This window comes from Streptococcus sp. CP1998, assembly GCF_041026655.1.
Taxonomy (GTDB): Bacteria; Bacillota; Bacilli; order Lactobacillales; family Streptococcaceae; genus Streptococcus; species Streptococcus dentalis.
Window position 1 is genome coordinate 20,474 of the sequence record NZ_CP163380.1, and the last position, 19,120, is coordinate 39,593.

Consider the following 19,120-nt stretch of genomic DNA (forward strand, 5'->3'; position numbering starts at 1 on the left):
ATTTTGAATGTTTAATCATTCAGAGTTAAGTGACGATAGCCTAGGAGATACACCTGTACCCATGCCGAACACAGCAGTTAAGCCCTAGAACGCCGGAAGTAGTTGGGGGTTGCCCCCTGTGAGATAAGGTAGTCGCTTAGCAAGAGATTGAGCCTAGTAGATACTAGGCTCATTTGGGAGTTTAGCTTAGTTGGAATTGAGAGGCAATCGAGATTCCAATCGGCGGATAAGAGAAACGCAGTTTCTGACCGTTGGCTGAGTTAAACGACCATAAGGGAGTTTAGCTCAGCTGGGAGAGCATCTGCCTTACAAGCAGAGGGTCAGCGGTTCGATCCCGTTAACTCCCATAGGTCCCGTAGTGTAGCGGTTATCACGTCGCCCTGTCACGGCGAAGATCGCGGGTTCGATTCCCGTCGGGACCGTTAAGATAATGAAAATTATTTTAAGACTCGTTAGCTCAGTTGGTAGAGCAATTGACTTTTAATCAATGGGTCACTGGTTCGAGCCCAGTACGGGTCATATTTTGCGGGTTTGGCGGAATTGGCAGACGCACCAGATTTAGGATCTGGCGCTTTACGGCGTGGGGGTTCAAGTCCCTTAACCCGCATAAGAGAATAATAATGAGCCGGCTTAGCTCAGTTGGTAGAGCATCTGATTTGTAATCAGAGGGTCGCGTGTTCAAGTCATGTAGCCGGCATTTTTTTATATAAAGAAAGCAATGCGAACGTAGTTCAGTGGTAGAACACCACCTTGCCAAGGTGGGGGTCGCGGGTTCGAATCCCGTCGTTCGCTTGAGGAGGCCGGGGTGGCGGAACTGGCAGACGCACAGGACTTAAAATCCTGCGATTGGTAACGATCGTACCGGTTCGATTCCGGTCCTCGGCATAGACAAAGGTTGAAAGAAGCACCCTTAGCTCAACTGGATAGAGTACCTGACTACGAATCAGGCGGTTAGAGGTTCGACTCCTCTAGGGTGCATGGTCGGAAGGCTATGTAAGAATTAAATAGGAATGAGCACCCTTAGCTCAACTGGATAGAGTACCTGACTACGAATCAGGCGGTTAGAGGTTCGACTCCTCTAGGGTGCATAAAGCGGTAGCTTTAGATCGGGAAGTAGCTCAGCTTGGTAGAGTACTTGGTTTGGGACCAAGGTGTCGCAGGTTCGAATCCTGTCTTCCCGATATTATGGCGGTGTAGCTCAGCTGGCTAGAGCGTCCGGTTCATACCCGGGAGGTCGGGGGTTCGATCCCCTTCGCCGCTATATTGTTGATCTTGTTGGACCTTTAGCTCAGCTGGTTAGAGCTCTCGGCTCATAACCGAGTGGTCGTAGGTTCAAGTCCTACAAGGTCCATTGTTATCTTGGAGGATTACCCAAGTCCGGCTGAAGGGAACGGTCTTGAAAACCGTCAGGCGTGTAAAAGCGTGCGTGGGTTCGAATCCCACATCCTCCTTAATATTAACGCGGGATGGAGCAGCTCGGTAGCTCGTCGGGCTCATAACCCGAAGGTCGTAGGTTCAAATCCTGCTCCCGCAATTTGGCTCGGTAGCTCAGTTGGTAGAGCAATGGATTGAAGCTCCATGTGTCGGCGGTTCGATTCCGTCTCGCGCCATTTCTTTTAATAATAAGCGGGTGTAGTTTAGTGGTAAAACTACAGCCTTCCAAGCTGTTGTCGCGAGTTCGATTCTCGTCACCCGCTTTGAACATAAGTTCATTACCAAGTTTTTAACTTGGGCGCGTAGCTCAGGTGGTTAGAGCGCACGCCTGATAAGCGTGAGGTCGGTGGTTCGAGTCCACTCGTGCCCATTTTGGAGAATTACTCAAGTGGCTGAAGAGGACGGTTTGCTAAATCGTTAGGTCGGGTAACTGGCGCGGGGGTTCGAATCCCCCATTCTCCGTATAATTTCGAAGTTTGAGATGTCATCTCAAACTATTTTTTATATTTTTGAAGGTTTCGTCTATGTTCTTGAATCGTTTCTTTAAAATTTTTAGTTTTGTGTTTGTTTTAACTGTTTCAGGAATTTTATTTCTTTTTCCATCTGTTAGAACTTCGATTGTTTTAAAATCTTCTGATCTATTATCTATAGTTGATAAGGCCGTATCGGTACCATTTGTTGTTGTGGAATCTAAGGCAAAAGATTTAAAGAATTTATCTGAATTAAATGATGAAAACCGTTCGTTAAAATCACGTCTTTATCAAAAGGATATTGACCAGTCAAAACTTAGCCGTTTGGAATCAGAAAATATAGAATTAAAGGACTTGATGTCAATCAAGAATTCTGTATCGGGTTCTAAACAAGTCGTTAGTGAGATTATTGACCGTAATTATGGTTCGTGGGATCAGGAATTTGTTATTGATAAAGGTAGTTCAGATGGAATTTCTGATTCTATGTTTGTTCTTTCATCTGGTGGCGTCATTGGTGTGGTAGAAAGTATAGAGAAAAATTCTAGTAAAGTGAAATTATTAGTCGAAGATACTATTTCTTCACAACACCTGACGTTTAAAATTGAGAGTCAAGGACAATCTATTTTTGCTTTATTATATGGTTATGATGAGAAGACAGGTGAGTTTCGGTTGTTGCAAATTGGAGATCCAGTTGAAATAAAAAAAGGATCTCTGGTTTCAACAAGTGGTTTAGGAAAATATAAGAGTAGTGACTTACCTCTTGGTACAGTAACTTCTACTCAAAAGGCATCTGATCAGTTAGGGCAAGAAATTCGTGTGAAACCAAAGGCTAATTTAGATGTCAATCGTTATGTACTATTGATTGGAGAGTAGTATGAAAGTCATACGTAAGTACTATTTTTTATCTTTAATCTTATTCTTATCTTTATTTGTTGATGGGCAAATCTCTTTTCTTGTTTCTCGTTTTAGTTCAAACTCCTTTGAACCCACTTCGTTTTTATTTCTATATGGTTTTATGTTATTGAGCCTCTATTTCTCTGAGATAGCTTGTATTTGGTGGGGAATCCTTTTTGGTTTTTGTTTTGATGTGTATTTTTTACACACTATAGGAATTGCCTTCTTAATCTTCCCTTTATTACAGGTGATTTTTTATCGGTGTAATCAGATTATTTTGGTCAATCGATTGACTCGTTTTTTTACATTTTTATTAACGATTCTATTATTTCAGATTTTAACCAATCTTCTTTTGTTTCTTTTTATCGGTATAAAATTCAACTGGATTACACTAATTATTTACCAAATTGTCCCAAGTTTAATTTTGAATATGCTTCTCTTAATAGTATTACAGCCGTTACTTGAAAAGATTTATTTATAAACTCGCAATAAAAATGTAACAATAGCGTAATATAAATTTTTAAAAAATTTGTTATACTAGTTAGTGTCTTATTAGAAAGGGAAAATTTATCTAATGAAGAAAAAATTATTTGCCACAATCTTATTGAGTACAGTTGCTTTATCACAAGGTGCTGTCGTAGCTGGTGTATCAGCCGACTCGACAGATGATAAGATTGCTGCTCAAGATAACAAAATCAATAGTATTAATCAACAACAACAAAGTGCACAAGCTCAGGTAGATCAAATTCAAGGTCAAGTATCTGAAATTAAAAAACAACAAGAAAATCTTCAAGCTGAAAATGATCGTTTAAATGAAGAATCTGAACGATTGTCAGCTGAGATCGATGAGTTGTCAAAAAATATTGTTGCTCGTCAAGAATCACTTGCAAATCAAGCGCGTAGTGCTCAAACAACTGGAACTGCAACAAGCTATATTAATGCGATTGTTAGCTCTGGATCTTTGACAGAAGCTATCTCACGTATTTCTGCTATGAATGAAATTGCAGATGCTAACAACAAAATGTTGCAAGAGCAAAAACGTGATAAAGAAGATATTGCACAAAAACAAAAAGAAAACAACGACGCTATCAATACTGTTATTGCAAACAAACAGCAATTAGAAGATGATGCGCAAGCTTTGTCAACAAAAGAAGCTGAGTTGAAAGTCGCACAATTAAACTTGGCTGCCGAAAAATCAACTGCTGAAAACGAAAAGAATGCTTTGTTGCAACAAAAAGCTGAAGCTGAAAAAGCAAGAAGAAGCAGCAGCTGAAGCGACTTATCGTGCAAAACAAAAAGAACAACAAGCAACTGTAAAGGCTTCTGCTAATACAACTCTTCAAGCACAAGTTCAGGTAGCACTCAAACACCAGTGCAACACCAGTATGCACAAACTCAAGCACTCAACCTGCTGTTAAAACTCAAGCTGCACCAGTAGCAACTACTTCTCGTCCAACTTATAGTTCATCTGCATCATCTTATCCAGTTGGTGAATGTACATGGGGTGCGAAGACATTGGCTCCATGGGCAGGTGATTACTGGGGTAATGGTGGACAATGGCAAGTGGCAGCAGAGCAGGATTCCGTACAGGATCTCAACCACAAGTTGGTGCTATTGCGTGTTGGAATGATGGTGGATATGGACACGTAGCAGTTGTTACAGCCGTTCAATCTACAACAAGCATCCAAGTCTCTGAGTCTAACTATAATGGTATCCGTAGTATTGGTAACTACCGTGGTTGGTTTAACCCAACAACAGCACAAGGTACTGTTACTTATATCTATCCAAACTAAGAATTATACTGAAGCAGAACATTTGTTCTGCTTCTTTTTATGTGACTTTCAGTCCGTCTCGCTCCGTTAGGTGCGAGACAAAAAAACTACCCGCTATGCGGGTGCGTATCGAAGGTTATTTGAGAGAATTTAGGTAGGGATAGATTTTGTAATTTCCATAAATTAATATTTGAATATTTGCTTAAAAAGCGATAAAATGATTACAGGAGAAATTTGTGCTGACTGTACAATATGGTTTTAGATTTTACTGGAGGAAATCATGTCATTTTCTGATTTAATGCTCTTTGCTTTGTCGTCAAATCAAGAATTGGCTCAACGTGTGTCTCGCGAAATGGGATTACCGCTTGGAAAGTCAACGGTTCGTCAATTTTCTGATGGAGAAATTCAGGTTAATATTGAAGAATCAATCCGTGGGAAAGATGTTTATATTTTGCAATCCACTAGCTCACCGGTTAATGATAATCTGATGGAAATTTTGATTATGGTAGATGCCTTGAAACGGGCTAGTGCACAATCTATTAATGTGGTGATGCCGTATTACGGCTATGCTCGTCAAGACCGGAAAGCTCGGGCTCGTGAACCAATCACTTCTAAGTTGGTAGCTAATATGCTTGAGGTTGCTGGAGTTGATCGTCTGTTGACAATTGATTTGCACGCTGCTCAAATTCAAGGTTTCTTTGATATTCCTGTTGACCACTTGATGGGTGCGCCTTTGATCGCAGACTATTTCGAACGTCGCGGGATGATTGGAAAAGACTATGTTGTTGTCAGTCCAGACCATGGTGGTGTGACTCGTGCTCGGAAATTAGCTGAATTTTTGAAGACTCCGATTGCGATTATTGATAAACGCCGGAGTGTCGATAAGATGAATACGAGTGAAGTCATGAACATCATTGGAAATGTTGAAGGCAAAACGTGTATCTTGATTGATGATATGATTGATACAGCTGGTACAATCTGTCATGCGGCGGATGCCCTTGCTGAAGCAGGAGCTGTAGAGGTTTATGCAAGCTGTACGCACCCAGTTTTATCAGGCCCAGCGATGGACAACATTCAAAAATCAGCCATTAAGAGGTTGGTGGTATTGGATACGATTTATCTACCGGAAGATCGCTTGATTGATAAGATTGAGCAAATTTCGATTGCGAAACTTCTAGCTGAGGCTATTGTTCGCATTCATGAAAATCGTCCTCTTTCTCCTCTGTTTGAAATCGGAAATGCCAAAAAATGTTAACAATAAGGAGGCTGGAAAACAGCCTCTTTTGTGTAGGAGGAAATACAAATGGAAATCAGAAACTGGTGGCAAAATCTAAAAAAAGAAAAGAAACGGGAAAAACTGGTTCAAGCAGCTAAAAAACTAGAAGCAAAGGCGGATCCTCGCTTGCCCAAGAAACGATTGCCTAAAAATGGAGTGGTGAAATAAAGTAATAGAAAAATGATGATTCAAAATAAATAAGATGACTTGCAATGACTAGTCATTAAGTTAAATAAGGATGCCTCTAACAATCATTCTATAGTTAAAAATATAACTAAACCGTGGTTTTAGATACTAAAATTAAAAAAACTTAAAAAAATTTAAAAAAAAACAGAAAAACTCTTGACAGAGGCAGAATATCCTAGTATACTTATCATAGTTACGAAGTAACGAATATTTTAAATTATAAAAGGGGTAAAACAATGAAAAAAGTTTTATTATCATCAGTAGCGACTCTTGCTGTATTTGCAGAAGCAGCTCCAGCATTCGCACAAGAAACAGTTTCTCCAGATGAAGCAGCAAAACTTCGTGCTGAACTTTTCAACAACCAACCTGCAGCAGGAACTCCAAAAGTTGAAAAGGGAACTTCTGAAGCATCAAACAGCTTTACTCGTACAAATAAAGAAGATCGTGCTAAAGATCCAGCATTTGTAGGTAAAAAAGATATCACTTCACAAGATCACTATACTGGTGAAAACTACACCTACGGTGGTGATTTGCAAGCTATCCCACGTAACCCATACTTCAGCCAAGGTATCCAACTTTGGGGTAAAACTCAAACTGTAACTGCTAAAGCTCAGTTGGGTGCTCAAACTATCGAAGTAGTTAACCCACATGATGGAACTAAATGGTTGGTAGATGTTGACGTTGAAGCTCATGCTGATACTCCAAGTGGATTCTATATCACTGCTAACTACCGTAACTTGCGTCAAGTAGCTGGTGCTAAAGCAGCAGATGCTAAAGCAGATAAAAAAGAAAATGGTAAAGATAACGGTGCTGTAGCTGGAGCTAAATCTTCATCTTCATCTGCAAAAGCTGGTGAAAAATCACTTCCAAAAACTAGCGCAGTTAAATAATTTCTAATTAATTAGCTCATAAAAATATCACTGAGTCCTTGGGCTCAGTGTTATTTTTTAGAAAAAATCATTTTGAGGAGATCAATTGAATGAAAAGAGCTGGAGAAAAAAAATCAAATAAATTAGGTGTCATAATTGCTGCCCTTGTGGCAGTTGTTGTGGTCGTATGTGGCTTCCTATTCTTCAATCCATTTGGTGGAAAGGCCTCTCATACAGCAAAGAAGGCTGGAACTTCTGGAAGTAGTTCTTCTACACAAGCTGTGAAATATGAACCTAGTCAAGAAGAAAAAGATTATTTAAAGAATCGTTTTGCTCAGTTAACTGCTGTTAACCCTGAGGCGATTGCTTATGTTTATGCTCCAGGTACAGAGTTGGATGAACCTGTCGTTCAAACAGGAGATAATGCAACATACTTGGATAAGACTTTTGATGGTGGAAATGAACCCTATATGGGTACTGTCTTTATGGATACGGATAATAAGAAAGATTTTAGTGATCGTTTGACTTGGTTATTTGGTCATGCTCGTGGTAGTAAGGTTGGTGATCATCGTATGTTTAACGATGTCAACTACTATGACAAGCAAGAATACTTTGATCAACATCCGTATGTTGTCATTGAGACACCTGAGCGCAAGTATTATTATGAAGCGATGTGCTTGGTGATTGTCCCTGAAACAACTGCTTTCTATCGTACTAGCTTTGAAGACGACAAAGACTTTACGACTCAGTTGAAGAAGGTCTATGAAGATGGTCAAACCAAGAACCCTAATATTAAGATCAAGGCATCTGATAAATACTTGGTCTTGTCAACTTGTCGTGAAGAGGATGAAACCATTCGTTCTAACCTCTACCTTCGTCAAATTCCTGATTCAGAAATGAAGGATTTTGTAGCGAAACATGCTGATCAATTGACATATGTGGCAACACGTGGTCAACAATAATGACTTGAAAGACTTAGCATTGCTAAGTCTTTTTTGTATGGAAGGATTGTTGCAATGTCCTTTGATGTTGAGCAAAAGATGGGGATCTGGCTTGTTCTTTTGCGATGGGGTCCTATTTATAGTATAATGAATATAAGTGTTTTTGGAGGTGTTCTATGGATTTAACGAAACGTTTTAATAAAAATCTGAATCGGATTGAAGTTTCTTTGATTCGTCAGTTCGATCAATCAATTTCTTCCATTCCTGGTGTCTTGCGTTTGACGTTGGGGGAACCGGATTTTACAACTCCTGAACATATAAAAGAAGCCGGAAAGGCTGCCATTGATGCGAATTTTAGCCATTACACTGGGATGAGTGGTTTGCTGGCTTTGCGTGAGGCTGCGAGTCAGTTTGTGGCTGATAAATATGGTATTCACTATCGTCCTGAAGATGAAATATTGGTGACGATCGGTGCAACAGAAGCCCTATCTGCAACCTTGACAGCGATCTTGGAACCTGGAGATGTGGTACTTCTTCCAGCACCGGCCTACCCTGGTTATGAACCCATTATAAATTTGGTGGGAGCAGATGTTGTCGAAATTGACACGACAGCGGATCGTTTTGTCCTGACGCCTGAAAAGTTGGAAAAGGCTATTCTAGAGCAGGGTGAAAAATTGAAGGCTGTTATCCTTAACTATCCAGCTAATCCAACTGGTGTTACTTATTCGCGTGAGCAGATGGCGGAATTGGCTACTGTCTTGAAAAAATATGAAGTGTTTGTCATCTGTGATGAAGTGTATTCAGAGCTGACTTATACAGGGGAAGCACATGTTTCCATGGCAGAATTTATCCCTGAGCAGACCATTGTGATTAATGGATTGTCTAAGTCTCATGCCATGACAGGCTGGCGGCTTGGCTTTATCTTTGCGCCTGCTGCATTGACAGCCCAACTCATCAAGAGTCATCAGTATTTGGTAACAGCCGCTGGAACCATGAACCAGTATCTTGCGATCGAAGCTTTGACGGAAGGTCGGGATGATGCGGAGCCAATGAAGAAGGAATATGTGAAGCGTCGTGATTATATTATTGAACAGATGTCCGCGCTTGGGTTTGAGATGATTAAGCCAGATGGAGCTTTTTATATTTTTGCTAAAATCCCAGCTGGTTATAATCAAGATTCCTTTGCTTTCTTGCAGGATTTTGCGCGTGAAAAAGCGGTTGCTTTCATTCCTGGTGCTGCTTTTGGTCAATATGGTGAAGGCTATGTGCGTTTGTCGTATGCAGCCAGCATGGAGGTTATCAAGGAAGCTATGAAACGCTTGAAGGAGTATATGGAAGAACATGCTGGAGTCAATTGAGACCCGGGGAATTGTCCTGTATAATCGGGAGTTTCGTGAGGATGACAAGCTGGTCAAAATCTTCACAGAGAAGTCAGGGAAGCGGATGTTTTTTGTGAAACATGCGGGAAAATCACGGTTGAATCCCATGTTGCAACCTTTGGTAACGGCAGATATGTTGTTGAAAATCAATGATGATGGGTTGAGTTATATTGATGATTTTCAAGATGTGCAGATTTATAAGAAAATTAATGCAGATCTTTTTGCTCTTTCTTATGCGACCTATGTTCTGGCGCTTGCGGATGCAAGTATTCAGGATAATCAGGTGGATCCAGCCCTGTTTGCTTTTTTGGAAAAGACCTTGTCTTTGATGGAAGAAGGACTGGATTATGAGGTTTTGACCAATATTTTTGAGATTCAGATTCTATCACGATTTGGAGTTATCTTGAATCTGCATGAATGCTGTTTCTGTCATCGGGTTGGACTTCCTTTTGATTACTCTTTTCGCTATAGTGGGGTCCTTTGTCCGGATCATTATGATCAGGATGAAAGACGCGCTCACTGGCATCCGAATGTTCTCTATTTATTGGATCAGTTTCAAGCAGTACGATTCAGTGAGTTAGAGACGATTTCCCTACAAGCGGAGATGAAAGCAGCTCTGCGTCAGGCAATTGATCAGTTGTATGAGGAGTATGTAGGGATCCATTTAAAAGCTAAAAAGTTTATCGATTCCTTGAGTGATTGGGGAGCGATTATGAAAGATTCATCTGGAGGTGAAACATGAAAAAAATTGCAGTAGATGCAATGGGGGGCGATAATGCACCTCAAGCCTTGGTAGAAGGTGTGAATCAAGCCATTCGTGATTTTGATGATATTGAGATTGTCTTGTATGGCGATGAGGCAAAAATCAAAGACTATTTGACCGCAACCGAACGTGTCTCGATTGTGCATACGGAAGAAAAAATCGATTCAGATGATGAGCCAACGCGTGCTATTCGTCGGAAAAAACAGGCTTCTATGGTCTTAGCTGCCAAGGATGTGAAGGCTGGTGAGGTCGATGCCATGCTATCTGCGGGAAATACAGGTGCGCTATTGGCGGCTGGTTTCTTTATCGTTGGCCGCATCAAAGGGGTGGAACGCCCTGGCTTGATGTCGACACTTCCAACGGTTGATGGTCGTGGCTATGATATGCTAGACTTGGGTGCCAATGCGGAAAATACACCAGAGCACTTGCATCAGTATGCTGTGATGGGATCCTATTATGCTGAAAATGTTCGTGGGATTCAAAAACCACGCGTGGGTCTATTGAACAATGGGACAGAAGCTAGTAAGGGAGATCCTTTGCGCAAGGAAACTTACCAATTGTTATCTGAGGATGAGTCGATTCATTTTGTTGGAAACGTGGAAGCGCGTGACTTGATGGATGGCGTTGCTGATGTTGTTGTGGCGGATGGGTTCACGGGAAATGCTGTATTGAAAACCATGGAAGGAACAGCTTTTGGGATCTTGAAGCAGCTGAAACAAGCAATTGCTACTGGAAACTGGAAGGCAAAATTGGGGGCTTTTCTGCTCAAGGACCGTTTGAAATCATTGAAGCAAACCTTAGATTTCTCAGATGTTGGAGGAGCGGTCTTGTTTGGCCTTCAAGCACCTGTTGTTAAAACGCATGGTTCGAGTGATGCCAAAGCTGTCTATAGCACGATTCGTCAGATTCGGACCATGTTAGAGACAGATGTTGTTGGAAAATCAGTGAAGGAATTGTCGAAGGAAGGGTAATGTATGAGTAAACAAAACGAAATTTTAGCTACTGTTGAGAAATTTCTCAAAGACCGCAAGGGACCAGATTTTCAAGTATCTTCGGAATCTGACTTACGTAAGGATTTACAGGCGGATTCTGTTGAATTGATGGAATTTATTATCAATCTTGAGGATGAATACCAAATTGAGATTCCAGACAAGGCTATTGATGACTTTAACACAGTAGGAGATGTTGCCGACTATATCGAGAAACGAACTGCTGGTCACTAATGAAAAAGGGATCGTTCAGAGATTATTCTGGATGGTCTTTTTTTCTGTCCTTTTTATTCGGATTCTGCTTATATTGTACGGAATTTTATTGAAAATACACTTTTTATGTGATAGAATGAAGGTGATAAAATACGAAAGGCGAACAAAGTCATGACCAATCAACTGATTTATACTGGAAAAGCTAAGGATATCTATACTACTGAGGACGAACATGTGATTAAGTCGGTCTATAAGGACCAAGCCACTATGCTAAATGGGGCTCGTAAGGAGACGATTAAAGGGAAAGGTGTGCTAAACAATCAGATTTCGTCTCTTATTTTTGAAAAATTGAATGTCATGGGTGTAGCAACGCACTTTATCGAACGTATTTCTGATACAGAACAACTCAACAAGAAAGTAAAAATTATTCCTTTGGAAGTTGTTCTTCGTAATGTGACTGCGGGTTCTTTCTCAAAACGGTTTGGCGTGGAAGAAGGTTTGAACTTGGAAACTCCAATCGTTGAATTTTACTACAAGAACGATGAGTTGGATGATCCATTCATCAATGATGAGCATGTGAAGTTCCTGGATATTGCCAATGATGAACAAATTGCTTATATCAAGGAAGAAACGCGTCGTATCAATGAATTGCTGAAAGATTGGTTTGCACAAATTGGTCTTCGCTTGATTGACTTCAAATTGGAATTTGGTTTTGATAAGGATGGTAAGATCATCTTGGCAGACGAATTCTCTCCAGATAACTGCCGCCTTTGGGATGCGGAAGGTCATCACATGGACAAGGATGTTTTTCGTAGAGATCTGGGCAGTTTAACGGATGTATATAAAGTTGTTTTAGAAAAATTACAGGGCTTGAAGTAAAGTTCTACTTGGTCGTCACTACAATCTTTAAGTAGAAATAGATAAAGGAAATAAAATGGATAAACGTATTTTCGTTGAGAAAAAAGCTGATTTTCGTGTGAAATCTGACTCTTTAGTAAAAGAATTACAGCATAATCTTCAGTTGAAAACTTTGAAGGATCTTCGGATTGTTCAGGTTTACGATGTCTTTGATTTGGCAGAAGATTTGTTTGCGCGTGCGGAAAAACATATCTTCTCTGAGCAAGTGACTGATACTGTTTTAGATGAAGCTGCGGTTCAGGCTGATCTTGAGAAATATGCTTTCTTTGCGATCGAAAGCTTGCCTGGTCAATTTGACCAACGTGCAGCATCTTCACAAGAAGCTTTGCTTTTGCTTGGTAGTTCAAATGATGTAACAGTGAACACAGCACAACTTTACTTGGTTAACAAGGATATTGATGCGAATGAGTTGGAAGCTGTCAAAAACTACCTTTTGAACCCAGTGGATTCTCGTTTCAAAGATATCACTGTTGGCATTGCGAAACAGGATTTCTCTGAGTCTGACAAGACCATTCCAAGCTTGGATTTCTTTGAAACTTATACGGCAGAAGATTTTGCTAAGTACAAGGCAGAGCAAGGATTGGCCATGGAAGTGGATGACCTTCTCTTCATTCAAGATTACTTCAAGTCTATTGGACGGGTACCAACTGAGACTGAGTTGAAGGTTTTGGATACTTACTGGTCTGACCACTGCCGTCATACAACTTTCGAAACTGAGTTGAAAACCATCGACTTCTCAGCTTCTAAATTTGAAAAACAATTGCAAGCGACTTATGACAAGTATATTGCCATGCGTGATGAGTTGGGACGTACAGAAAAACCTCAAACCTTGATGGATATGGCGACTATTTTTGGCCGTTATGAGCGTGCCAATGGTCGTTTGGATGACATGGAAGTGTCTGATGAAATCAATGCTTGCTCAGTTGAAATTGAAGTGGATGTCAATGGTGTGAAAGAACCATGGCTTCTCATGTTCAAGAACGAAACTCACAACCACCCAACTGAGATTGAACCATTTGGTGGAGCGGCTACTTGTATCGGTGGTGCCATTCGTGACCCATTGTCAGGGCGTTCCTACGTTTACCAAGCTATGCGTATCTCGGGTGCTGGCGATATCACAGCTCCAATTTCAGAAACTCGCGCTGGTAAATTGCCACAACAAGTGATTTCTAAAACAGCAGCTCACGGTTATTCTTCATACGGTAACCAAATCGGTTTGGCAACAACTTATGTTCGTGAATACTTCCACCCAGGTTTCGTTGCTAAGCGTATGGAGCTAGGTGCAGTTGTAGGTGCGGCTCCTAAGGAAAATGTTATCCGTGAAAAGCCTGAAGCTGGCGATGTGATTATCTTGCTTGGTGGTAAGACTGGACGTGACGGTGTCGGCGGTGCGACAGGTTCTTCTAAAGTTCAAACGGTTGAATCTGTTGAAACAGCTGGTGCTGAGGTCCAAAAAGGGAATGCCATCGAAGAGCGTAAGATTCAACGTCTTTTCCGTAATGGAGAAGTGACACGTCTGATCAAAAAATCAAATGACTTTGGTGCCGGTGGTGTCTGTGTGGCTATTGGTGAATTGGCAGATGGTCTTGAAATTGATCTAGACAAAGTGCCATTGAAATACCAAGGTTTGAATGGCACAGAAATTGCCATCTCTGAATCTCAAGAGCGTATGGCTGTAGTGGTTCGTCCAGAAGATGTGGATGCCTTCATTGCAGCATGTAACAAAGAAAATATTGATGCTGTTGTCGTTGCGACAGTGACGGAGAAACCAAATCTTGTCATGCACTGGAATGGTGAAACCATCGTTGATTTGGAACGTCGTTTCCTTGATACAAACGGTGTACGTGTGGTTGTAGATGCTAAGGTGGTTGACAAGGATGTCAAGCTTCCAGAAGAACGTCAAACATCTGCTGAAACACTTGAAGCGGATACTCTTGAAGTCTTGGCTGACCTGAACCATGCCAGTCAAAAAGGTTTACAAACCATCTTTGATAGCTCAGTTGGTCGTTCAACAGTTAATCACCCACTCGGTGGTCGCTACCAAATCACACCAACAGAAGCTTCTGTACAGAAATTGCCAGTTCAACACGGCGTGACAACAACTGCTTCTGTTATGGCACAAGGATTCAACCCTTATGTAGCAGAATGGTCTCCATATCATGGTGCTGCCTATGCAGTCATCGAAGCAACTGCTCGTTTGGTTGCCGCTGGTGCAAACTGGTCTAAGGCTCGTTTCTCTTATCAAGAATACTTCGAGCGGATGGATAAACAAGCAGAGCGTTTTGGTCAACCAGTAGCTGCTCTCCTTGGATCAATCGAAGCTCAGATTCAACTTGGTTTGCCATCTATCGGTGGGAAAGACTCGATGTCTGGTACCTTTGAAGAATTAACCGTACCACCAACCTTGGTTGCTTTTGGGGTCACAACTGCAGATAGCCGTAAGGTTCTTTCTCCAGAATTCAAAGCTGCTGGTGAAAATATTTACTACATTCCTGGTCAAGCTTTGGCACAAGAAATTGACTTCGATCTTATTAAATCTAACTTTACTCAATTTGAAGCTATCCAAGCTGATCACAAAGTGACAGCTGCATCAGCTGTTAAATATGGTGGTGTGGTTGAAGCTCTTGCCCTTGCAACATTTGGGAACCATATTGGAGCTAACGTCGAATTAGCTAACCTTGACACTAGCTTGACAGCTCAATTAGGTGGATTCGTCTTCACATCGCCTGAAGAAATTGCAGGTGTTGCCAAGATTGGACAAACAGTGACTGATTTTACACTCACTGTCAACGGTGTAACGCTTGATGGACACAAACTTGACAGTGCCTTCCAAGGTAAATTGGAAGAGGTTTACCCAACGGAATTTGCACAGGCAACGGAGTTGGAAGAAGTACCTGCTGTATCATCAGATGCTGTGATCAAAGCAAAAGAAACAGTTGAAACACCAGTGGTTTACATCCCAGTATTCCCAGGGACTAACTCTGAGTACGATTCAGCTAAGGCCTTCGAAAAAGAAGGTGCCAAAGTCAACTTGGTACCATTTGTCACACTAAATGAAGAAGCAATTGTCAAGTCTGTTGACACCATGGTTGACAACATCGAAAAAGCCAACATTATCTTCTTTGCAGGTGGCTTCTCAGCAGCCGATGAACCAGATGGATCAGCTAAATTCATCGTGAACATCTTGCTGAATGAAAAAGTGCGTGCAGCTATCGATCACTTCATTGAACGCGGTGGTTTGATTATTGGTATCTGTAATGGATTCCAAGCCCTTGTTAAATCAGGTCTTCTTCCATACGGTAACTTTGAAGATGCAAGCAGCACGAGTCCAACCCTCTTCTACAATGATGCCAACCAACACGTGGCTAAGATGGTTGAAACACGTATTGCCAACACGAATTCACCATGGCTTGCCGGAGTAGAAGTTGGTGACATCCATGCCATCCCAGTATCACACGGTGAAGGTAAATTTGTCGTGACAGCTGAGGAATTCGCAGAGCTTCGTGACAATGGTCAAATCTTTACCCAATATGTTGACTTCGAAGGTAAACCAAGCATGGATTCAAAATACAATCCTAATGGATCTGTAAATGCTATCGAAGGTATCACAAGTAAGAACGGTCAAATTATTGGTAAGATGGGTCACTCAGAACGTTTCGAAGATGGTCTCTTCCAAAATATTCCAGGAAATAAAGACCAACATCTCTTTGCATCAGCGGTTAAATACTTTACTGGAAAATAAAAGGTATACAAAATGACATACGAAGTTAAATCTCTTAATGAAGAATGTGGTATTTTTGGTATCTGGGGACACCCAGATGCTGCAAAACTGACTTATTTCGGATTACACAGTCTTCAACACCGTGGTCAAGAAGGGGCGGGGATCCTTTCGAATAATGCGGGTCAATTAAAACGGTATCGTGATACGGGTCTTCTCTCAGAAGTGTTTCGGAATCCTGCTAACTTGGATAAGTTGACAGGGACGGGAGCGATTGGACATGTTCGCTATGCGACAGCTGGGGAAGCTTCGGTGGATAACATCCAGCCCTTCCTCTTTCGCTTTCATGATACCCAGTTTGGACTGGCCCACAACGGGAATTTGACCAATGCCAAGTCCCTTAAACGGGAGTTGGAAAATAACGGGGCGATCTTTAGCTCAACTTCTGATTCAGAAATCTTGGCCCACTTAATTCGTCGAAGCCACAACCCATCCTTCATGGGTAAGGTGAAAGAAGCCTTGAATACGGTGAAAGGTGGATTTGCTTACCTTCTCATGCTGGAAGATAAGCTGATTGCGGCCTTGGATCCAAATGGTTTCCGTCCTCTTTCGATTGGGAAAATGGCCAATGGCGCTATCGTGGTTTCATCTGAAACCTGTGCCTTTGAAGTGGTTGGTGCTGAGTGGATCCGCGATGTGAATCCAGGTGAAGTCGTGATTATCGATGATAATGGTATTACTTACGATAACTATACAACGGACACCCAATTGGCTGTTTGCTCGATGGAGTATATCTACTTTGCTCGCCCAGACTCCAATATCCAAGGGGTCAATGTCCATACAGCCCGTAAACGTATGGGAGCTCAATTGGCACGTGAATTCAAACATGAAGCAGATATTGTGGTCGGTGTACCTAATTCATCACTTAGCGCAGCCATGGGATTTGCTGAAGAATCTGGCCTACCAAATGAAATGGGCTTGATTAAAAACCAATATACCCAACGGACCTTTATTCAACCAACACAAGAACTACGGGAGCAAGGGGTTCGGATGAAGCTCTCTGCCGTATCCGGTGTAGTGAAAGGCAAACGCGTTGTCATGATTGATGATTCTATCGTACGTGGGACAACATCACGTCGGATTGTGAAGTTATTGAAAGAAGCAGGGGCTACAGAAGTCCATGTGGCAATCGCAAGCCCAGCTCTGGCTTATCCATGTTTCTACGGGATCGATATTCAAACACGTAAGGAATTGATTGCTGCCAATCATACAGTAGAGGAAACACGCGATATCATTGGTGCAGATAGCTTGACATACTTGTCAATCGATGGCTTGATTGATTCTATTGGAATTGATACAGATGCCCCCAATGGCGGTCTTTGTGTGGCTTACTTTGATGGAAAATATCCAACGCCTTTGTATGACTACGAAGAACGCTATGTGGAAAGTTTGAAAGAACATACTTCTTTCTATTAAGAGCAGTGCAAAAGAAAAGGAATGAAACAAATGACAAATAAAAATGCGTATGCTCCACGTCTCACTACTGACTAAAAGCTAAAGCATTTGTCAGTAGACGCTTTGCCCTATGGGACCAAAGCTAGAGACCTGACTAGTATTTTTAGATAAAAAAATTGTTTATCTAAAAATACGTCGCACTCTTTCTCAAAAAAAGAAAAGGATTAAAAAATGACAAATAAGAATGCATACGCTCAATCTGGCGTAGACGTTGAAGCAGGTTATGAAGTTGTTGAACGAATCAAAAAACACGTGGCTCGTACGGAACGTGCAGGTGTCATGGGAGCTCTTGGTGGCTTCGGTGGCATGTTTGACCTTTCAAAAACAGGTGTCAAAGAACCTGTTTTGATCTCAGGTACAGATGGTGTCGGTACTAAACTCATGCTTGCTATTAAGTACGACAAACACGATACCATCGGTCAAGATTGTGTCGCTATGTGTGTTAACGATATCATCGCTGCAGGTGCTGAGCCCCTTTACTTCCTTGACTACGTAGCAACTGGTAAAAATGAACCAGCTAAATTAGAGCAAGTCGTTGCTGGTGTTGCTGAAGGTTGTGTGCAAGCTGGTGCAGCCCTTATTGGTGGTGAAACTGCTGAAATGCCTGGTATGTATGGTGAAGATGACTATGACTTGGCTGGGTTTGCTGTCGGTGTTGCAGAAAAATCTCAAATCATTGACGGTTCAAAAGTAGCTGAAGGGGATGTGATTCTTGGACTTGCTTCAAGCGGCATCCATTCAAATGGTTACTCACTTGTTCGTCGTGTCTTTGCAGATTACACAGGTGAAGAAGTTCTCCCAGAATTGGAAGGGAAGAAACTTAAAGACGTTCTTTTGGAACCAACTCGTATCTACGTCAAAGCAGCTTTGCCACTCATCAAAGAAGAATTGGTCAACGGAATTGCCCACATCACAGGTGGTGGTTTCATCGAAAATGTACCACGTATGTTCTCAGATGACTTGGCTGCTGAAATTGACGAAAGCAAAGTCCCAGTTCTTCCAATTTTCAAAGCTCTTGAAAAATATGGTGAAATTAAACATGAAGAAATGTTTGAAATTTTCAACATGGGGATTGGTCTCATGCTTGCAGTGAAACCAGAAAATGTGGAACGTGTCAAAGAACTTCTTGACGAACCTGTTTATGAAATCGGTCGTATTGTGAAGAAAGATGGCGCAAGTGTGGTGATTAAATAATGGCTAAAAGGATTGCTGTATTTGCCTCTGGCAACGGCTCAAACTTCCAGGTGATTGCAGAACAATTTCCAGTAGAATTTGTTTTTTCAGACCATCGGGATGCCTATGTTTTAGAACGTGCCAAGAATCTTGGTGTGGCTAGTCATGCCTTTGAACTCAAGGAATTTGACAATAAAGTAGCTTATGAAGAAGCGATTGTTCACCTCTTGGATGAACACCAAATTGACTTGGTTTGCTTGGCGGGTTATATGAAAATTGTTGGACCAACCTTGCTAGCAGCTTATGAAGGCCGTATCATCAATATTCACCCGGCTTATCTCCCTGAATTTCCAGGTGCTCATGGTATTGAGGATGCTTGGAATGCAGGTGTTGCTGAGAGCGGTGTGACTATCCATTGGGTGGATTCTGGTGTTGATACCGGTAAGGTTATTCAGCAAGTCCGTGTATCGCGCCTTGAAGGGGATACCCTTGATACTTTCGAAACGCGCATCCACGAAACAGAGTACAAGCTCTATCCAGAAGTCTTGGAACGTTTGGGAGTAGCACGAAAATAAGGAAACCATTGATCGGAAAGAACATTTTCGACTGT

15 protein-coding genes, 18 tRNA genes, 1 rRNA gene and 1 pseudogene are annotated in these 19,120 nt (G+C 41.6%); all 35 read left to right on the forward strand.

Going from position 1 to position 19,120, the window contains the following annotated elements; genetic code table 11:
- The first annotated feature begins 25 nt into the window (after positions 1-25).
- The 35 genes and pseudogenes from rrf to purN all read left to right on the forward strand — a co-directional run bounded on the left by rrf (position 26) and on the right by purN (position 19,085).
- Positions 26-141: ribosomal RNA gene (rrf, locus tag AB4X21_RS00100) — 5S ribosomal RNA — on the forward strand.
- A 133-nt stretch (positions 142-274) separates the two neighbouring features.
- Positions 275-347, forward strand: a tRNA-Val gene (locus AB4X21_RS00105).
- A gap of 2 nt (positions 348-349) precedes the next feature.
- Positions 350-422, forward strand: a tRNA-Asp gene (locus tag AB4X21_RS00110).
- Positions 423-446: 24 nt separating this feature from the next.
- A tRNA-Lys gene (locus AB4X21_RS00115) sits at positions 447-519 on the forward strand.
- A 6-nt stretch (positions 520-525) separates the two neighbouring features.
- A tRNA-Leu gene (locus AB4X21_RS00120) sits at positions 526-607 on the forward strand.
- Between the two features lie 17 nt (positions 608-624).
- Positions 625-697, forward strand: a tRNA-Thr gene (locus AB4X21_RS00125).
- A gap of 23 nt (positions 698-720) precedes the next feature.
- Positions 721-792: transfer RNA gene (locus tag AB4X21_RS00130), tRNA-Gly, on the forward strand.
- Between the two features lie 7 nt (positions 793-799).
- Positions 800-885, forward strand: a tRNA-Leu gene (locus AB4X21_RS00135).
- 19 nt (positions 886-904) lie between these two features.
- Positions 905-978, forward strand: a tRNA-Arg gene (locus AB4X21_RS00140).
- Positions 979-1,014: 36 nt separating this feature from the next.
- Positions 1,015-1,088: transfer RNA gene (locus tag AB4X21_RS00145), tRNA-Arg, on the forward strand.
- Between the two features lie 19 nt (positions 1,089-1,107).
- A tRNA-Pro gene (locus tag AB4X21_RS00150) sits at positions 1,108-1,181 on the forward strand.
- Positions 1,182-1,187: 6 nt separating this feature from the next.
- A tRNA-Met gene (locus AB4X21_RS00155) sits at positions 1,188-1,261 on the forward strand.
- Positions 1,262-1,277: 16 nt separating this feature from the next.
- Positions 1,278-1,351 (forward strand) — tRNA-Ile (locus AB4X21_RS00160).
- Between the two features lie 10 nt (positions 1,352-1,361).
- Positions 1,362-1,451 (forward strand) — tRNA-Ser (locus AB4X21_RS00165).
- Positions 1,452-1,460: 9 nt separating this feature from the next.
- Positions 1,461-1,534: transfer RNA gene (locus tag AB4X21_RS00170), tRNA-Met, on the forward strand.
- A 3-nt stretch (positions 1,535-1,537) separates the two neighbouring features.
- Positions 1,538-1,610 (forward strand) — tRNA-Phe (locus AB4X21_RS00175).
- Between the two features lie 16 nt (positions 1,611-1,626).
- Positions 1,627-1,697 (forward strand) — tRNA-Gly (locus AB4X21_RS00180).
- Between the two features lie 33 nt (positions 1,698-1,730).
- Positions 1,731-1,804, forward strand: a tRNA-Ile gene (locus AB4X21_RS00185).
- A gap of 4 nt (positions 1,805-1,808) precedes the next feature.
- Positions 1,809-1,896: transfer RNA gene (locus AB4X21_RS00190), tRNA-Ser, on the forward strand.
- 62 nt (positions 1,897-1,958) lie between these two features.
- Positions 1,959-2,777 carry a rod shape-determining protein MreC gene (gene mreC, locus AB4X21_RS00195; RefSeq protein WP_369087949.1) on the forward strand — a complete coding sequence of 273 codons (819 nt, stop codon included), beginning with the start codon at positions 1,959-1,961 and terminating at the stop codon, positions 2,775-2,777.
- A gap of 1 nt (position 2,778) precedes the next feature.
- Positions 2,779-3,279, forward strand: a complete 501-nt coding sequence (gene mreD / locus AB4X21_RS00200) for a rod shape-determining protein MreD (RefSeq protein ID WP_003002327.1) — start codon at positions 2,779-2,781, stop codon at positions 3,277-3,279.
- Positions 3,280-3,372: 93 nt separating this feature from the next.
- Positions 3,373-4,591 (forward strand): annotated as a pseudogene (gene pcsB / locus AB4X21_RS00205) (peptidoglycan hydrolase PcsB).
- Between the two features lie 259 nt (positions 4,592-4,850).
- Complete coding sequence (locus tag AB4X21_RS00210; protein ID WP_369087950.1) at positions 4,851-5,825, forward strand: ribose-phosphate diphosphokinase; 975 nt, start codon at positions 4,851-4,853, stop codon at positions 5,823-5,825.
- A gap of 48 nt (positions 5,826-5,873) precedes the next feature.
- Entirely contained in the window at positions 5,874-6,014 is a 141-nt protein-coding gene (locus tag AB4X21_RS00215) for a hypothetical protein (protein ID WP_369087951.1), read from the forward strand.
- 254 nt (positions 6,015-6,268) lie between these two features.
- A complete protein-coding gene (locus AB4X21_RS00220) occupies positions 6,269-6,922 on the forward strand; it encodes an LPKTxAVK-anchored surface protein (RefSeq protein ID WP_369087952.1) in 654 nt (217 codons plus the stop codon).
- An 89-nt stretch (positions 6,923-7,011) separates the two neighbouring features.
- Positions 7,012-7,863 carry a class B sortase, LPKTxAVK-specific gene (gene srtB, locus AB4X21_RS00225; RefSeq protein WP_369087953.1) on the forward strand — a complete coding sequence of 284 codons (852 nt, stop codon included), beginning with the start codon at positions 7,012-7,014 and terminating at the stop codon, positions 7,861-7,863.
- A gap of 155 nt (positions 7,864-8,018) precedes the next feature.
- Entirely contained in the window at positions 8,019-9,200 is a 1,182-nt protein-coding gene (locus AB4X21_RS00230; RefSeq protein ID WP_369087954.1) for a pyridoxal phosphate-dependent aminotransferase, read from the forward strand.
- Complete coding sequence (gene recO / locus AB4X21_RS00235) at positions 9,184-9,963, forward strand: DNA repair protein RecO (protein WP_369087955.1); 780 nt, start codon at positions 9,184-9,186, stop codon at positions 9,961-9,963. Before AB4X21_RS00230 ends, recO begins: the two co-directional genes overlap by 17 nt.
- Positions 9,960-10,955 (forward strand): phosphate acyltransferase PlsX, encoded by a 996-nt coding sequence (plsX, locus tag AB4X21_RS00240; RefSeq protein WP_003009280.1) that lies wholly within the window; start codon positions 9,960-9,962, stop codon positions 10,953-10,955. Before recO ends, plsX begins: the two co-directional genes overlap by 4 nt.
- 3 nt (positions 10,956-10,958) lie before the next feature.
- Positions 10,959-11,207 (forward strand): phosphopantetheine-binding protein, encoded by a 249-nt coding sequence (locus AB4X21_RS00245; RefSeq protein ID WP_369087956.1) that lies wholly within the window; start codon positions 10,959-10,961, stop codon positions 11,205-11,207.
- 150 nt (positions 11,208-11,357) lie between these two features.
- A complete protein-coding gene (purC, locus tag AB4X21_RS00250; RefSeq protein ID WP_369087957.1) occupies positions 11,358-12,065 on the forward strand; it encodes a phosphoribosylaminoimidazolesuccinocarboxamide synthase in 708 nt (235 codons plus the stop codon).
- 55 nt (positions 12,066-12,120) lie between these two features.
- A complete protein-coding gene (locus AB4X21_RS00255; protein ID WP_369087958.1) occupies positions 12,121-15,846 on the forward strand; it encodes a phosphoribosylformylglycinamidine synthase in 3,726 nt (1,241 codons plus the stop codon).
- A gap of 12 nt (positions 15,847-15,858) precedes the next feature.
- Entirely contained in the window at positions 15,859-17,298 is a 1,440-nt protein-coding gene (gene purF / locus AB4X21_RS00260; RefSeq protein WP_369087959.1) for an amidophosphoribosyltransferase, read from the forward strand.
- Between the two features lie 210 nt (positions 17,299-17,508).
- Positions 17,509-18,531, forward strand: a complete 1,023-nt coding sequence (gene purM, locus AB4X21_RS00265) for a phosphoribosylformylglycinamidine cyclo-ligase (RefSeq protein ID WP_369087960.1) — start codon at positions 17,509-17,511, stop codon at positions 18,529-18,531.
- A complete protein-coding gene (gene purN / locus AB4X21_RS00270) occupies positions 18,531-19,085 on the forward strand; it encodes a phosphoribosylglycinamide formyltransferase (protein ID WP_369087961.1) in 555 nt (184 codons plus the stop codon). Before purM ends, purN begins: the two co-directional genes overlap by 1 nt.
- Positions 19,086-19,120: the final 35 nt, after the last annotated feature.